At 57.1% G+C, this 15262-nt stretch carries 15 protein-coding genes; 9 read left to right on the forward strand and 6 right to left on the reverse strand.

Annotated elements, in window-relative coordinates; genetic code table 11:
• Positions 1-51 precede the first annotated feature (51 nt).
• From rsgA to PhaeoP97_RS05310, 4 genes are all read right to left on the reverse strand, one after another.
• A complete protein-coding gene (rsgA, locus tag PhaeoP97_RS05300) occupies positions 52-1137 on the reverse strand; it encodes a ribosome small subunit-dependent GTPase A (protein ID WP_072504189.1) in 1086 nt (361 codons plus the stop codon).
• A gap of 275 nt (positions 1138-1412) precedes the next feature.
• Positions 1413-2597 (reverse strand): vWA domain-containing protein, encoded by a 1185-nt coding sequence (locus PhaeoP97_RS05305; protein ID WP_072504190.1) that lies wholly within the window; start codon positions 2595-2597, stop codon positions 1413-1415.
• A 62-nt stretch (positions 2598-2659) separates the two neighbouring features.
• Entirely contained in the window at positions 2660-2827 is a 168-nt protein-coding gene (locus PhaeoP97_RS20425) for a hypothetical protein (protein WP_096740446.1), read from the reverse strand.
• 68 nt (positions 2828-2895) lie between these two features.
• The gene (locus PhaeoP97_RS05310; RefSeq protein WP_420848997.1) at positions 2896-4230 is read right to left on the reverse strand and encodes a DUF2927 domain-containing protein; all 1335 of its coding nucleotides are present in this window, start codon (positions 4228-4230) and stop codon (positions 2896-2898) included.
• Between the two features lie 361 nt (positions 4231-4591).
• Between PhaeoP97_RS05310 and PhaeoP97_RS05315 the strand changes: the two genes are divergently transcribed.
• Complete coding sequence (locus PhaeoP97_RS05315; RefSeq protein ID WP_072504191.1) at positions 4592-4969, forward strand: hypothetical protein; 378 nt, start codon at positions 4592-4594, stop codon at positions 4967-4969.
• A 1-nt stretch (position 4970) separates the two neighbouring features.
• On the forward strand, positions 4971-5321 hold the full coding sequence (locus PhaeoP97_RS05320) for a helix-turn-helix domain-containing protein (RefSeq protein WP_072504192.1): 351 nt from the start codon (positions 4971-4973) through the stop codon (positions 5319-5321).
• A 412-nt stretch (positions 5322-5733) separates the two neighbouring features.
• On the opposite strand, the gene PhaeoP97_RS05325 is transcribed toward PhaeoP97_RS05320, so the two are convergent.
• Entirely contained in the window at positions 5734-6627 is an 894-nt protein-coding gene (locus PhaeoP97_RS05325; protein ID WP_072504193.1) for an amidohydrolase family protein, read from the reverse strand.
• Complete coding sequence (locus PhaeoP97_RS05330) at positions 6624-7661, reverse strand: nuclear transport factor 2 family protein (RefSeq protein ID WP_072504194.1); 1038 nt, start codon at positions 7659-7661, stop codon at positions 6624-6626. Before PhaeoP97_RS05330 ends, PhaeoP97_RS05325 begins: the two co-directional genes overlap by 4 nt.
• A gap of 131 nt (positions 7662-7792) precedes the next feature.
• On the opposite strand from PhaeoP97_RS05330, the gene PhaeoP97_RS05335 reads away from it, so the two are divergent.
• The 7 genes from PhaeoP97_RS05335 to PhaeoP97_RS05365 all read left to right on the forward strand — a co-directional run bounded on the left by PhaeoP97_RS05335 (position 7793) and on the right by PhaeoP97_RS05365 (position 15251).
• Positions 7793-8842, forward strand: a complete 1050-nt coding sequence (locus PhaeoP97_RS05335; RefSeq protein WP_072506314.1) for an ABC transporter ATP-binding protein — start codon at positions 7793-7795, stop codon at positions 8840-8842.
• Between the two features lie 78 nt (positions 8843-8920).
• Positions 8921-10147, forward strand: a complete 1227-nt coding sequence (locus tag PhaeoP97_RS05340; RefSeq protein ID WP_072504195.1) for an ABC transporter substrate-binding protein — start codon at positions 8921-8923, stop codon at positions 10145-10147.
• An 86-nt stretch (positions 10148-10233) separates the two neighbouring features.
• Positions 10234-11256 carry a carbohydrate ABC transporter permease gene (locus tag PhaeoP97_RS05345; protein ID WP_072504196.1) on the forward strand — a complete coding sequence of 341 codons (1023 nt, stop codon included), beginning with the start codon at positions 10234-10236 and terminating at the stop codon, positions 11254-11256.
• 49 nt (positions 11257-11305) lie between these two features.
• Complete coding sequence (locus PhaeoP97_RS05350; RefSeq protein ID WP_420849005.1) at positions 11306-12145, forward strand: carbohydrate ABC transporter permease; 840 nt, start codon at positions 11306-11308, stop codon at positions 12143-12145.
• Positions 12146-12187: 42 nt separating this feature from the next.
• Complete coding sequence (locus PhaeoP97_RS05355; protein WP_157891231.1) at positions 12188-13210, forward strand: nuclear transport factor 2 family protein; 1023 nt, start codon at positions 12188-12190, stop codon at positions 13208-13210.
• Positions 13207-14727: a GMC family oxidoreductase gene (locus PhaeoP97_RS05360; RefSeq protein WP_072504199.1), complete on the forward strand. Its 1521-nt coding sequence runs from the start codon at positions 13207-13209 to the stop codon at positions 14725-14727. The genes PhaeoP97_RS05355 and PhaeoP97_RS05360 overlap by 4 nt, the downstream gene beginning before the upstream one ends.
• A complete protein-coding gene (locus PhaeoP97_RS05365) occupies positions 14724-15251 on the forward strand; it encodes an ester cyclase (RefSeq protein ID WP_072504200.1) in 528 nt (175 codons plus the stop codon). The genes PhaeoP97_RS05360 and PhaeoP97_RS05365 overlap by 4 nt, the downstream gene beginning before the upstream one ends.
• Positions 15252-15262: the final 11 nt, after the last annotated feature.

Here is a 15262-nt window from a genome sequence, read left to right on the forward strand (position 1 = left end):
TTGGGCGCCCTTTCGCGTCTTTGCCTAAGCAGCCTCGACCTGTCGTAGCGCTTACTTCTTTGTACGGCTTTTGATGGATTTCACGGTTTTCACCATCTTGCCAAAGCTTTTGTCCTTGGCGCGGCGTTGCGCCAGTGACGCCGAATTGAACGCCTCTTCGGCAGCCAGCTTGCGCCAACGCTCCAACCGGCTTGGATCAACCTCACCAGCGGCAATACCTGCCTGAACCGCACAGCCCGGCTCGCTGTCGTGACTGCAGTCGCGAAACTTGCAGCGTGTGGCCAGCTCTTGCAAATCTGCAAAAACATCGCCGACGCCAGTGGCCGCATCGGTCAGTTGCAATTCCCGCATGCCGGGGGTGTCCAGCACAGCGCAGCCGCCGGGCAGGAAATACAACTGCCGCCGCGTGGTTGTATGACGACCGCGTGCATCATCCTCGCGGATGGCTTGAGTTGCGATTTCAAGACCCTGACCCAGTGCATTGGTCAGCGTGGATTTCCCCACGCCTGAGGTGCCGAGAAACGCCACCGTCTGTCCGGCCCTGACCCAAGGCGCCAGTGCCTCACGTGCGGTGTCGCTTTTGGCATTCAGTGGCACGACATCTACCAAGTCAGATATCGTCCTGGCCTGCGCAACGTAGTCTTCAAGATTTTCGCAGAGGTCGATCTTGGTCAACACAATCACCGGTGTCACATCGGCGTCAAAGGCCATTGCAATAAACCGTTCCAGCCGCGCCAGATTGAAATCGGCATTGCAGGAGGTGACCACGAACATTGTGTCGATATTGGCGGCAATCAGCTGGACCTTGCGATCCTTGCCCGGTGCGCGGCGGCGGATCAGGCTTTTGCGCTCCAGCACCCGACTATGGGTCGGCAGCTCGGCGTCCAACATCAGCCAATCCCCCACAGTGGCCTCAAGGCCGGGGGGGATCACAAGATCAATGTCGGCACCCATGGCGCGCAGCCCATTGCGGTTCACTTCAGTGATGCGCACGGGTGGGTGGCTGGCCATCTCATCCAGATCAGTCTGTTGAGAGAAGAACCCCTGCCACCCGAGGCGATCTAAAGCGCTAAGCGGGCGTTTATCGCCAGTTGCCGGGGTGGGAGTGTTCAGGAATTGGGAATAGTCCCTAGTCATTGGGAATGTCTTTCGTGGTGTGATCGCGGGCCGCACCCGGATCCATGTGTCTGATGAACATCGCGCAAATCTTCCCTGACGTCCGCCGATACGGGCGGACGGCGTTCTCCGGGGCAATCTGCAAACCGGGGTGGCCTCTGCCGCCCCTTCTTCACCAGGACATAAACTCTCCAATTCGCTGACGCTTGGTCTACCGGAGCTCGCCTGACTTGGCAAGCGATCGGCCGAAGGCCACCCCCCAGTGTCGCATCAGCCAGTGTCGCATCAGGTGGCAGCTAGCGTGTCAACTCGCGCATGCCGCGTTCCAGCCCCGCCAGCGTCATCGGCACCATCTGATCCGCAAAGATCTCGCGGATCATCTGGATCGAATGGGTGTGGCCCCAATAGGCCTCTGGAACCGGGTTGATCCACAGATGTGAGGCCCACTGCGTTCGCGCCCGCTCCAGCCAGACCTGACCGGCCTCCGGGTTCCAATGTTCATTGGCGCCGCCCGGATAGGCGATCTCATAAGGCGACATCGACGCATCGCCGACAAAAATGCACTTGTAGTCCGGCCCATAGGTGCGCAGCACCTCATGGGTGGGGATCTGCGCATCCCAGCGGCGGCGGTTGTCGCGCCAGACCCCTTCATAAAGGCAGTTGTGGAAGTAGAAATACTCCAGATGCTTGAACTCGCTACGCGCCGCCGAGAACAGTTCTTCCACCACTTTGATATGCGGATCCATCGACCCGCCCACATCCAGAAACAGCAGTACCTTTACGGCATTGTGGCGTTCGGGGCGGGTTTTCACGTCCAGATATCCGTGTTCCGCAGTGGCGCGGATGGTGCCTGAGAGGTCCAGTTCTTCAGATGCGCCCTCGCGCACCCAGCGGCGCAGACGTTTCAGCGCCACCTTGATATTACGGGTGCCAAGTTCGACATCACCATCAAGGTTCTTGAATTCGCGTTTGTCCCAGACCTTGACCGCGCGCTGATGGCGGCTTTCTTTCTGGCCGATGCGCACGCCCTCAGGATTGTAGCCATAGGCCCCAAACGGCGAGGTGCCCGCCGTGCCGATCCATTTGTTGCCCCCCTGATGGCGGCCTTCCTGTTCGTTCAGCCGCTCTTTCAGCGTTTCCATCAGCTTGTCAAACCCGCCAAGCGCCTCGATTTCGCGGCGCTCATCCTCGCTCAGGTGTTTTTCCGCCATCTTGCGGATCCACTCTTCGGGAATATCCACCGCTTCCATTACCGCCTCGGCGGGGATCGCCTCTAGCCCGGAAAACGTCGCGGCAAAGGCACGGTCGAATTTGTCGATATTGCGCTCATCCTTCACCATGGCGGCGCGTGCCAGATAGTAAAAGGCGTCGATATCATAGGTCGCAAGCCCCGCCTTCATCCCCTCGAGAAAGGTCAGATATTCCCGCAAGGACACCGGCACGGCTGCCTTGCGCAGATTTTCAAAGAAGGGCTGGAACATTACGGTCGTGGTCTCCGTCTGGGGCAGCGCAGGGTCAGGTCAGCCGCGCGACAGAGGCTGGATCACAGCGCCATGCGGTGAATGATGATTGTGGCGATCAGCCCGACAATAGCAAATCCAATGCCATAGACAGCGCCATATTGCAGGATATCCGCCAAGCTGCCGCCGCGTTTTTTGGCCGAATAGGCCCCAAGAAGTACGCCAAAGAGCAATGCGCCAATTACGAACATATCAAGATCCGTCTGATTGAAGGTTCACAGGTCTGCAACGTCGTCGCCCATAGGCGGCCAACGCCGGATTATTGTGGGGGTGCGAGGGCTGCGATTTCCCGCATCGCCCCACGGACCGCCCAATCCGGTCCAAAGCCGTATCGCGCCCATCCCTGGCTGTCCAGCCTGACCGCATAGGCAGCGTCAGTTTGCCCCTCAAGGATCAACGCCTCGGCCTCTAGCAGCATCAGGCTGGACAACAGCACTGCGTTCTCACCGCGTGCAGCAATCGGCAGCGCCGGGCGGATCCGCGTCAGTGCCGTGGCACCATAGCCGCGTATGATGTCAAAGGCTGCCATGCGGCTGGCGATCTGAGCACGCAGCAGGGGGCTGTCCTTGCGCCCTTGCAGATAGGTAAGAGCGGTCTGAAAATGCTGCTGCGCCAATTCGGGGTCATCGCGTTGCAGAATACGCCCCAGTACATAGTGGTTGAAGGCGCGCCGATGATCCTGCCAGCCCAGATCACGGGCCATACCCGCGCCGCGATGGGCAGCTTCCAGTCGGCTGGCACGGCTGGTTCCCGGCGTCAGCGCCGCCTCGGTGGCGCGGATCCAGTCACGCGGAGTTTCCTGCAATGGCAGGGGCGGGCGGTGCTGCCCTGCCGGATTCAATCGTGCCAGGATCGCCGGCAGTCTTGCTGCAACTTCGGCCCGGCTCATCCCGCTGCGCAGTTCAGATGCGTAGCCTGCGCGCAGGATCAGCATGTCAAAACCGGTCAGAACCGTGTGTATATTATCGTCGTTAAAAACCGAGTCTGACAGCCGGTATAGATCATTCAACGGCCCGATCGCCTGCGCCAGCTCCTCGTGCAGGCAGTCTCGGGTTTCCTGCGGACTGACATCATTAGGCACAAAGATCGCCAGCGTTTGGCGTGCGCGCAGATTGGCCCAATTTGTTTTAGGCTTGCGTTTGTTGCGGCGATACTCAGCCAGTGAACTGACATTTGGCACCACAAAACAGGCCGCGCGAGGCGAGGCACGGCGGATGGCCTTGCGGGGCACCGCCTCGATGGTGATATTGGCGCCGCCGTCCCCCACCAGGTGCAGATCAATCCCCGCTTCGCGTTTCAATCGCCGCAGCAGTGCACCCAGGTCGCGGGTCAGGCTCTTGGTGGGCTGCCCGGTGACCCGCAGGGTGATTGGGGTTTCAAACCGCGTAAATACAGGCAGATCGGTGCCGCCCTCTAATCGGAAATGCAGATCCAGAAAATCGCGGGCGATATCGCTGTTGGCCCGCTGCGGTGCGACCGGATGGGCGCGGGCAAAGCTTTTGGCCGGGGCCAGCGGCGCTGCGGCCCTATTCGCGCGATTGGGCGGAGCGGTGCCATCAAGCGCGGTGCATCCGACCAGAGCAGCGCCCAGCACCAGCGCAGCACCCCCATGCCCGAGACGAGACAGCAGCCTGGTGCCGAGGCCCGGTGGCTTTGGAGGAGCGCAGCTTACTGTGGGTCGCGATAGGGACCGGAATATGGGCAAGCGATCTCTCCTGCGGCGGGTTGATCCCAGCTTGTGCCAAGACAGGGTTAAAAATCAATGTTATGGCTGGCCATAGCGCAGCAATATGCGAAAGAGAAGGGCACCGAAGTCACAGTTACGCAACATGTGCGACACATGGGTAAGCTCTTGGAAACGGGGCCATATCACCGGGTCAGATTAGGTTTGGTCATTTGACCCGGCAGCACTGGTGGCCAGCAGACAGCTGAGATAGGTTGAAAAGGCTACGCCAATGGCGTATATACGCAAAGAGACACAGAAATGCCTGCGGGTGGATTACCGCATTACCCCGGTCGCGGTCGAGGACGCCATTCACGCCTATCTGGACGAGGATGAGCTGGCCCGGCTGATCGCCACCCTGGTGCGCGACCCCACTGTTGGGCGCAAGACCGACGAGGATTACCACCATGTCGCCGGGGATCTGACGCTGCGCTATCGTATCCATCAGGCCAGTCCTGATCTGATGATGGTCTATGTGCTTAGGATCCACCGACGCCAACCTGCGCCCCGCTTTGGGGGGCGTATGGCGCAGGGGGCACGGGTGGTGAGGGATCTGGCCCTGGATGTGGTCAAGTCCCGGATCGCAGCACTACTGAAGGAGGGCAATTGACATGGCAGAGCATCAAACCGGGACAAATTCTGGACTTGGCGGCCGTATCCGCCAGCAAAGCGAAGCAGACCGCAACGCCATTTCTCTTCAGCAGATGCAGGATGACATCTCGGGCAAGACGCCGCTTGAAACCATCGCCAGCCGTGAGGTGCCGATGGTGGATGTCGTGCGCCTGCGCAAAACCCTCGGCATGTCGCAGGAACGGTTTTGCAGCCACTTCGGCTTTCGCCTCGGCTCTGTGCGCAACTGGGAGCAGGGCCGCCGCCTGCCGGAACGCCCCGCCCGCATCCTGCTGCGCATGATCGAGGATGATCCGGAACGCGTCGAACGCTTCCTGCGCGAGGCTTATTGACGAACTTCGGAGTTCGAAACCGTCATCTGCTTGATGGTACCGCGCCCAAACCGAGCGTCCTCCGCACCATCGTCCAATGGTGATGGTGCAGAGGGCGCTGCCTTTTGCTCACGCGGCTAGTGCGGACGCAGCATCCAATTGCAGTTGTGGCGCGGTTTTCGCTGCGTCGCAGCCCACGTCACGAGACCGGTCACTCAACGCTGTCGATTTCGACTGAACCAAGACCGAACTTCCACTGCAACCTGGTCAGAACATCAAGACGCGGAAAAAACCGCCTTGCGTAATCGCAGCTATTGCTGACGCAGAAAGCTCTTTTATTTGTGGTCTTGCATTTTCGGCTGTGCAGCGAATCTCACCAAGGCAGCTGTTCATCTGGTATGATGTCACACGAGTTCAAACCGTTCTTTTAAGCCTACAGGCTACCGGTCGCACTATCCTGAAACATGGAGTAGAAATCTGCAGCCGTATTGTTGAAAACCGCTTGATGCATCTCGCGCGGAACAATGTCGCGAAAGGCTTGCATCAGTGTGGCATAGTCGGAATACAATTTATCCACCGGAAAATTTGATCCAAACATCACGCGATTGGGGCTGAATTGATCCAGGCAGGTTTCGACAATGGGGCGGAAGCTCTCCGAGACCCAGTCATGATCAAACATGCCCAGGCCAGACAGCTTGCATCGCACCTGCGGAAGATCTGACAGTGCAGCCAGTCCGCCTGCCCAACGCGCCAGACCGTCGCTTGACCGATCATGTGGAGAACCCGCATGGCAAAGGGCGACAGCGGTGTCAGGGGCCCGGGCCAGAAGCTCGGCGGTTTTTCCCATCAACTCCGGTATCAACTGAAGATCAAAGCTCAGCCCGCGTTCTCCAGCGTTTTGCAGGCCGGCCACAAAAGCAGGGTTGTCTAGCAGAGTGTTTGTTCCGGTCTCAGCGTCTTCGCCGAGCGCGCGACCAACAATCTGGCGCACGCCGACGACGCTGGGCAGTTCCTGAAATGCATCCAGCCGAGCATCCAGATCATCAGCAGTGAGTTCAACAAAAACCACTTGTTTCAACGGCCAGTTGGGATTGGCGTCAGCCACGGCCTGAACCCACCGCGCCTCAGCCATTCCGTCTTCGGCGCCAACTTGAATATGGACCGATGCGGCAATTCCTTGGACCTCAGCCTCTGAGCGGAATTCATCGATCAGATAATTGCGTTGAATTGGTGTTGGGTCTCCAAAGAACCGTTCGACACCGCTTGCCATAAGCCATGGATAATGAACCGCAGTTAAATCCCAAAGGTGGTGGTGGGCATCAATCATTTTTGCGCGCCTCTAGCTCCGGTTTCTTGTCCGGTGGATATCCCTGTGGTGCGTGCCAGAATATCAACGCCCTGCGTTTTCCAAAAATGCAGCAAGTCAATGAAAACCCAATTTTCAGTTAGCTTGGCTCCGTCCCGCCGGTAAATGTCGATCACCCGCATTTCACCACGTTCTTCACTGGCGGGCATTCCCATGAAGCCGCCGGTATGAACAGCCGTGAAGTTTGGCCAGCCGAAAAATCCACCAAAATGCCCCTCGGCCAGTCTGCATATATGTCCGGTTGAAGACCTGTCCGAGAATGAGGCCCGAAACGGCCCGGAATGCTGTTTGGCATAGCGTTCGATTGTGTAGGTCGCGCCGATGCCTGCGGGTCCCCACCAGATCATGTCGTCATTCCAGGTTCGCGCCAGTTCTTCTTCCAGCGGCAACCCCAAAGCCCAGGTTCCCAGGTCGCTGATCATTGCATTGATCGCGTCCAACGTTTTACGCCCTTCTTCAGTGTTTTGAGGGTCAAACATCAGCCCATCGTGCGTCATTGGACCGGGTTGCACCAGATGCGCCGCTGTTTGCGGCGGAAACGGTTGCAGTCCTGCCTGCATCATCAGGTGAGGGATGTCGAAAAACATCGCGGTTTCGGTGATTTTGCCATTGTCCACCCGATTGAATTCGCAATAGCGCAGCATGGCGATTTTTCCGGTCGGGGGGATGCCCAGCCAAGGTTGGTCGAACAGCCCCATCAGATGGCCCATGGAAACCACCCAAACACCACCCTGCTCGGCAATCGAATTCTGCCCGGCCATAAAGACGTCAATACGTCGCTGAAGTGAGGTCAGCGCACCTCGCAGGGGCTGCCAAAACGATTCGCCGACTTCTTGCGCCGAGGTGATTTCGTTGAAGGGATGAAACCCTCGCCACAGATATTCTGGCGATGTGAATGCTTGCAAAACCTCTGGAATATCCGTCTGGCATGCCTTGTCGAGGCGCGCATAGAAATCTCTAACTATTTGTTTTTCATTGCTAAAGTTGGTTTTCATAATTGCGCCTTCCGGTTCTCTCATATTTTGCATTCGCTTGCAAAAATAACTTGCCAAACAAATTACCCGCTGTCTATTGTCTTTGCAAACGAATGCAAAAAATAGTGCCCGCATTCTATCAGGGGGAAGATATGGCCGAAATCCAGCTCCGCAATTTGTCCAAACGTTGGGGGTCGTTCGTGGGTGTTCACGAATTTGACCTCACCATTGCAGACAAGGAGTTCTTGGTTCTGCTCGGGCCGTCGGGGTGCGGCAAAACCACAACGATGCGGATGATTGCCGGGTTGGAGGACGCGACCGAAGGCGACATTCTGGTCGACGGAGTGCGGGTCAACGATTTGGAACCCAAAGACCGCGACGTCGCGATGGTTTTTCAAAGCTACGCGCTCTACCCGAATATGAACGTCTACGAAAATATCCGCTTTCCTTTGCGTGTGCGTGGCGTTGACCCGAAGACCCACGATGAAAAAGTGCGTCGGGCCAGTGCTATGGTTGAACTTGATGATTTCCTGCATCGCAAACCGGCCGAACTATCGGGCGGTCAACGTCAGCGCGTCGCACTTGCTCGCGCGGTTGTTCGGGAACCGAACGTGTTTTTGATGGACGAACCGCTATCCAATCTCGATGCCAAATTGCGGGTTTCGACCCGCGCGCAAATCAAGAACCTGTCACACGAGTTGGCCGTAACGACGATCTACGTGACCCATGACCAGATTGAAGCCATGACGCTGGCGGATCGGGTCGTGATCATGAAGGCGGGTGTGGTGCAGCAAGTGGGAACCCCCGTTGATATTTATGACCATCCCGCGAATGCATTTGTTGCCAGCTTCATCGGCAATCCGGCGATGAACCTCATGGATGGGGTGATCAAAGGCGGTGCGTTTACCGCGAACAATGTCAAAATCGCCGGGCTTGATGCTGCAGATGGCGCTGTAACGCTGGGGTTCCGTGCCGAGGATGCCAGAGTCGTCGAAAGCGGCGGACAGATCAATGCGCCGATCTACACAATGGAACTCTTGGGGGATGCAACCATGGTCAGCGTGCGCATTGGTGGCGCTCTGGTCTCGGTGAAGGCTGACAAGAATTACAGGGCAGAAATCGACGACGTCGTGTCAATCGAAGTGCCCAAAGAGCAATGTCACCTGTTCGAAGCTGAAACAGGTGCTCGTATCGGGGATTAAACCCTGCAACTTACCGCTAGTGCGGGGCAACGGATGCAGGCTTCGAAGGTGCATCCAATCACAAGGGAGTGAGAAGATATGTTTCTTAGGCATGTAGCACTGGCCAGCAGTTTGGCCCTTATGGCTGGATCGGCATATGCCGATTGTCAGATTTCTGGCAATGTCAGTATTGTCGGAAACGAGTTTCCGGCCATTCACACAGTGGCCAAAAATGCGGCTGCCTGCACGGGTGGTGAGGTCAAGTCGAACCTGACCGCGGATCACCAGAAGATCAACGTCGACGGCATGAGCGGCAACCCGGCAGAGTATACCTCGGCGATCATCGCGAACTCCTCGATTGTGGCGCTGATGAACGAAGACCTCGTTCGCCCGTTGAATGATCTTGTTGCAGAATATGGTCAGGACATTCCCAAGAACCAGCTGATTTCCATCGACGGCAACATCATGGCTGTGGCCTTTATGGCAAACGCTCAGACGCTGGCCTATCGCAAGGACGTTCTGGCTGAAATTGGCGTTGATGTACCAAGCACCTACGAAGAAGTTCTGGAAGCAGCCGAGAAAATCCGCGCGGCAGGCATCAGCCAGTATCCTGTTGGTAGCGCTTACAAGGCAGGTTGGAACCTGGCTCAGGAATTCACCAACATGTACATTGGTCACGGCGGCGAATTTTATAAGCCGGGCACACCCGAAGTCGCGATCAACAATGCTCAGGGTGTGGCAGCTCTGAACATGATGAAAGCGCTGACCGAATACATGAACCCCGACTTCCTGACCCATGACAGCAACGCCACCGGCGCCGAGATGGAAGCAGGCAACGTCATGATCATGAACATGTGGGGATCCCGCATGGGCGCCCTTATGGATGACGAAGGCGCAGAAGAGCAGGTCTATTCCAATATCACAGTCGGCGGTCCGTTGACCGTTGCAGGTGGTTCGACACCGGCCTCGACCCTGTGGTGGGACGGCTGGACCGTGGCCAAGAACGTGTCGGATGAAGATGCGGTTGCCACCTTCCTTGCCATGAAGCACGGCACCAGCCCGGCAATCCTCGACGATGAAACCATGAGCCAGGCAGTCTGGATGATCGAGGGTTATACCCCTGCGCCGGTCAACGACGGTGTGTTCGCGGCAATTGCAGCTGGCACCACGTCCTACCCGATGCTGCCGTACCACGGTCTTTTGCACACTGCACTGGGCGACAACTTGGCTGACTTCCTGCTTGGCAAAGAATCCGCAGAGCAAGCACTGGCAGATGCTGAGGCCGCATACACAGCTGCTGCGACTGAAAAAGGTTTCCTTCAGTAAGGAAACGCCTGTGTGCGGGGCAGTGATGCCTGCCCCGCACCACCATATGCATCATCATTTACAACCGCCATGGGGGCTTTTGATCCATGAAACATAAGTCATTCTTTTGGTTTGTTCTTCCATCCGCCGTTGCGATGATGCTGTTCATCTTCTTTCCCATAATCTCGGTCATCGTGCAGTCGTTTCATGTCGAGCATGAACAGGTCATCCGCATCGTGGAAACCTGTGATCTGTTCGGGTGCAAGGAATCGACGGCCATTGATCAGGAGGCCACGGCGGCACTTCGTGCCGAAGCGCCCCTAGGTCAGTTTGCTGGACTAACCACCTATCTCGATCGCAACCATCTTGCGGTTAGTGAGGTTGGCGCCACTTGGAACAACTCCAATGGTTTGCGGGATTTTGGTGGGCAGATGCTGAATTTGCCTTTCTACAAGGCCATTGGTTTTACGTTGACGTACACTTTTGTGGTGACACCGCTGGTGATTATCCTTGGGTTTGTCATTGCAGTGGCCGTGAACGGCGCCGCAAAGATGTTGCGCGGACCGCTTATCTTTTTCTCTCTCTTGCCGATGATGATCACTCCGCTGGTCGGGGCATTGATTTTGTTTTGGATGGTGGATGCACGCGGGATCATCGGGGCGACGTTGCAATATCTGGCAGGAGATCCTGACCTTTCCGTAAAGGCGTCAACCCCGCTGATGTGGATCATGCTTATGGTTTATGGCGTTTGGCACTCGGCCCCTTTTGCCTTCATTGTCTATTACGCAGGTCTTCAATCCGTTAACCAAGACACATTGGAAGCCGCGCGTGTCGACGGGGCCAACCGTTGGCTACAAATCCGACATGTTGTTATTCCCCATCTGGTGCCGCTGACAACTTTCATCGCTCTGATGCAGTTGATGGACAACTTCAGGGTTTTTGAACCGATCGTTAGCTTTGCTGCGAATGCGCACGCGACGTCGCTTAGTTGGTCGATCTTCAACGACCTTGGTGGTGAAACGAGGCAATTGTCTTCGGCTGCTGCAACCTCGGTTCTTACAATCATCGGCGTGGCTATTCTTTTGTCGCCGGTACTGGTGCGCACGTGGCGCGAATTTGATCGGAAGTAGGTGAACAATGTCCAGAAAGCTCAAGCGCCAGCCCCCTGCAATTACTCTGATGGTCTTCGTCGTCCTGGCGATCTGGATGATCCTGGCCGCATTTCCGTTTCTTTGGACACTTTGGGGTTCCTTCAAAGTCGAGGGCGATTTCTTTTCCAAAGCAAATTGGGCCAACGCCCTCACTGGCAAGTTGACGGAAGTTGAAACAGGCGGTCAATTTGCGGGCGATGGGTATTTTGGAGCATGGGTCCAAGAAGAGTTTTGGCGCGCGGCTTTGAATTCCATCATCGTGTGCTTCTTTGTCGTCACGATCTCGCTGACGCTGGGGACGTTGGGCGGCTATGCGCTGGCCCGTTCGACCTATCGCTATGCGTTCTGGTTCTTGCTGGCTGCGCTAATTTTCCGGGCCATGCCGCCGATCACCTTGGTGTCGGGTTACCTGCCGGTGTTCTTTCAGTGGAACCTTTGGGGGCATACCGCAACGACGGTCATCGTTCTGGTCGCGATCAATCAGCCCTTCACCCTGTGGATGCTGCATTCGTTTTTCAAGAACATTCCCGCCGAGCTGGACGAAAGCGCGATGGTCGACGGTTGCACGCGGTTTCAGGCGTTCCGCAATGTCATCATCCCCGTGATGTGGCCGGGAGTTATCACCACGGGGCTGTTTTCTTTCTTGCTCGCCTACAACGATTTTGCGGTTACTGCGATGCTACTGTCCAAGGAAAACCAAACCATGATCCCGAAGGTCGCCAGCTTCCTTGGGACCACGCAGACCAAGGGCAACGTGATGTTTGCCGTGTCGTCGGTTGTTTCCGTCACGGCCCCGCTATTCCTCATGGTCTTGTTCTTCCAGCGCCAGATCGTTGGTGGTCTGACCGCCGGTGCGGTCAAAGGGTGACGCTAATGTCTTTTAGCTTGCCAGATCGACGAGGGGTCTAAGATGAACGCACGCACAAACCGTCCGGCAATGGGAATTGCAACAGAGACATCGCACAACAACAAGGTGCTTTATCGCAAACTGTTAGACAGTTTTGGTATGAACAAAGTGGAAGAGGCTGTCTCAAGGCTTTTTCATGAGTCTGCGATAGTGAACGCCAGCCACCCGATCAACGAAGCGCAAGGTGGCCATGGCTACCACAAGGACGTCATCGCGCCGATCATGGCGGCGTTCAAGGGGTGCACGCGGCAAAACTACATTGTGCTGGGCGGTGAATATCTTGGCACTGAATGGGTGACCTCGACCGGATATTTCCATGGGCACTTTTGCGAGCCGCTTTTTGGCATCCCCGCCAGCGGTAAGCTAGCCTACCTGCGGTTTGGCGAATTCCATAGGATGGAAGAGGGCAAGATCGTTGAAAGCCATGTCTTCCTCGGCTTTGCAGAGATGATCATTGCGCTTGGCCTTTGGCCATTGGACCCCAGCCGCGGATACGAGGGCCTTGTGCCCGGCCCGGCCACCCATGACGGGATCGTCCCTGGACCGTCTGACCTGGTTGCCTCGCGGGCCTCGGCTGATTTGGTTGAAGGCATGCTCAAAAAGCTCACAACCGAAGACGAGGCATGGCGGCCTGACTGGCATGACCGGATGGTCTGGTATGGACCGGGCGGGCTTGGTTCCTATGCAACCGTTGAAGGGTTCGCCACGTTCCAACGCCCGTTTGAGAACACTTTTGACGGTTGGGGCGATGGCCGCGAAGCGGGTATTTCGGGGGTCGGCGCCGACTGCAAATCCGGTGACGGGAACTACGCGTTCCTGAGCGGCTGGCCGATGATCACGGGCGTTCAGGTCAAACCGTTTCTTGGTCTCGAAGCAACGGGAAAGCGCGTGTTCATGCGCGATTGCGATTGGTGGCGCTGCGAGGACGGAAAGATCATTGAAAACTGGTGCATGCTGGATATCCCGCACGTGCTGCTGCAACTGGGCTTTGACGTTTTCGGTGAACTCGAAAGGGCTGCCGCATGAGTACGGATGCAGATTTCATCGTTATTGGCGCTGGCTCGGCCGGTTGCATCGCCGCTGCTGAATTGGCGCGGCGCGACGTTGGTCGTGTGCTACTTCTCGAAGCAGGCCCATCTGACAATCATCCTTTGGTGAAGATGCCCTTTGGCCTCGCTTGGCTGATGGGCAGCAAGAGGGACTGGCGGTTCAAATCGGCGCCGCAAAAAGGGCTCGGCGGCAGACAGTTGAACGTGCACCGCGGACGCATGCTTGGCGGATCGGGGTCAATAAACTCGATGGTCTGGTTTCGCGGGCGGCGCGACGACTTTGACGGTTGGAACGTCAAGGGCTGGTCATGGCGCGATGTCGAGAACGCATTCGAAGCGGTCGAAGCCAAGCTTCAGCCAAAGCAAATGACGGGCGTTCATCCTTTGGTTCAGGCGCTGTCTGGCCTGTTTGGTGGAAACGCAAACGAGGCACCGACGCCGGAATATGAAAGCGCCGGAACTTTCCGATTTAACATGCGTGACGCGCGCCGTTGGTCGGCAGCAGATGCCTTCATGCGCCCGGCGGAAGAGGCTTATGACCTGAAGGTGAGAACCGGTTCGGAGGTTGATCGCATTGAGTTTGAAGACGGGCAGGCAAAACGCGTTATTCTGATCGATGGCACGATACTCACTTCTGCCAAAGGCATTGTTCTTTCGGCTGGTTCCATTGGCTCTCCCGCGATCCTTATGCGATCAGGGGTCGGGTCGGCGGCACATCTGCAAGAGCAAGGCATTGAGGTCATTCATGACTCTGAAGAAGTTGGCGAAAACCTCCATGACCACCCCGCCGCAGGGTTTTACTATGCCGGCCCGCGTTCAGGCTATGGCCTGACACTGTCCCAAATGCCCGCGTGGGTGCTTGCTCCTTTCCGCTATTTATTCGTGCGCAAGGGGCGGTTTGCGTCACCCACGGTCGAGGGCGGTGCGTTTTTCAACGCGCGCGGCGAAGCGGGCGAGCCGGACGTGCAATGCCATTTCATTCCCTTCATGCTGGATTGGAGGGGCAGCCGCTTTACCCATGGATCTGGATATTTCGCTGATGTCTGCGTTTGTCGGCCAAAGTCACGTGGCCGTTTGCGTCTGACGTCTGCTGATCCAAACGTCGCGCCCGATATCGACCTTGGTCTTTTCCAAGATCCTGATGATGTTGAAATTTTGCTTGCCGGTCTCAAACGCCTGCGCGTGCTGATGAACAAGGCGGAATTTGGAAAGTACCGCGCGCCGGAGGTCTTTCCAGGGCCAGAGGTGTCCACTGATGAGGCGCTGCGCCGGTATATCAGGGACCGTGGTGCGACCGCCTATCATCCCGTCGGCACGCTGCGCATGGGCGAAGGCACCGCCCCTGTCACGCCGCGCCTTTCTGTGGCGGGTGTGTCCGGTCTTTGGGTGGCGGATGCATCTGTTATGCCGGCAGTGACCTCGGCCAATACCAACGCGCCGTCGATGATGATCGGATATCGGGCGGCAGAATTTATAAGTGAGGATGCAGGATGAAGGGATTACGTCCAGAACAAGCGGTACTGACACGCGATACTGACATGTCCAAAACAGACGAAACCCGCGCGGTGATCGAAGGCATGGTCGACGGTCTGAATGACCACCGCATCGGCGATATTGGCGAGTTTTTCGCTGATAGCTTTCGCTGGATGGGCAATCAGGGGTGCGGCATGAAAACCGGCCTGCGCGAGTTTCAGGACAACTGGCAACGCCCGTTTCAGGCGGCCTTCTCTGACAAGGTTTGCATCGACGAAGCGCGGCTATACATGGGCGAATGGGCCGCTGCCTTTGGCCGCCAGGAAGCGACGCATTCCGGCGACTTCCTTGGCATCAAAGCAACCGGAAAACGGGTCGAAATCCGCTACATGGATTTCTGGAAAGTCGTCGACGGCAAGATCGTCGACAACTGGGTGAGCGTCGATTTCGCCCATGTCGCAGCACAACTGGGTGTTGACCTGTTCAACGGTCAGGGCTGGGAAGCCTTTGACCGTGGCGACTGCACCGCCCCACGACCTGAATAAGCGAGGAGCAA

The sequence above is a fragment of the Phaeobacter porticola genome (assembly GCF_001888185.1).
GTDB classification, from domain to species: domain Bacteria; phylum Pseudomonadota; class Alphaproteobacteria; order Rhodobacterales; family Rhodobacteraceae; genus Phaeobacter; species Phaeobacter porticola.

Bases quoted from the DNA above. Each gene is read 5' to 3' on its own strand.
- rsgA (WP_072504189.1), bottom strand. From the start codon at position 1,137: ATGACTAGGGACTATTCCCAATTCCTGAACACTCCCACCCCGGCAACT.
- PhaeoP97_RS05305 (WP_072504190.1), bottom strand. From the start codon at position 2,597: ATGTTCCAGCCCTTCTTTGAAAATCTGCGCAAGGCAGCCGTGCCGGTG.
- PhaeoP97_RS20425 (WP_096740446.1), bottom strand. From the start codon at position 2,827: ATGTTCGTAATTGGCGCATTGCTCTTTGGCGTACTTCTTGGGGCCTAT.
- PhaeoP97_RS05315 (WP_072504191.1), top strand. From the start codon at position 4,592: ATGGCGTATATACGCAAAGAGACACAGAAATGCCTGCGGGTGGATTAC.
- PhaeoP97_RS05320 (WP_072504192.1), top strand. From the start codon at position 4,971: ATGGCAGAGCATCAAACCGGGACAAATTCTGGACTTGGCGGCCGTATC.
- PhaeoP97_RS05325 (WP_072504193.1), bottom strand. From the start codon at position 6,627: ATGATTGATGCCCACCACCACCTTTGGGATTTAACTGCGGTTCATTAT.
- PhaeoP97_RS05330 (WP_072504194.1), bottom strand. From the start codon at position 7,661: ATGAAAACCAACTTTAGCAATGAAAAACAAATAGTTAGAGATTTCTAT.
- PhaeoP97_RS05335 (WP_072506314.1), top strand. From the start codon at position 7,793: ATGGCCGAAATCCAGCTCCGCAATTTGTCCAAACGTTGGGGGTCGTTC.
- PhaeoP97_RS05340 (WP_072504195.1), top strand. From the start codon at position 8,921: ATGTTTCTTAGGCATGTAGCACTGGCCAGCAGTTTGGCCCTTATGGCT.
- PhaeoP97_RS05345 (WP_072504196.1), top strand. From the start codon at position 10,234: ATGAAACATAAGTCATTCTTTTGGTTTGTTCTTCCATCCGCCGTTGCG.
- PhaeoP97_RS05350 (WP_420849005.1), top strand. From the start codon at position 11,306: ATGGTCTTCGTCGTCCTGGCGATCTGGATGATCCTGGCCGCATTTCCG.
- PhaeoP97_RS05355 (WP_157891231.1), top strand. From the start codon at position 12,188: ATGAACGCACGCACAAACCGTCCGGCAATGGGAATTGCAACAGAGACA.
- PhaeoP97_RS05360 (WP_072504199.1), top strand. From the start codon at position 13,207: ATGAGTACGGATGCAGATTTCATCGTTATTGGCGCTGGCTCGGCCGGT.
- PhaeoP97_RS05365 (WP_072504200.1), top strand. From the start codon at position 14,724: ATGAAGGGATTACGTCCAGAACAAGCGGTACTGACACGCGATACTGAC.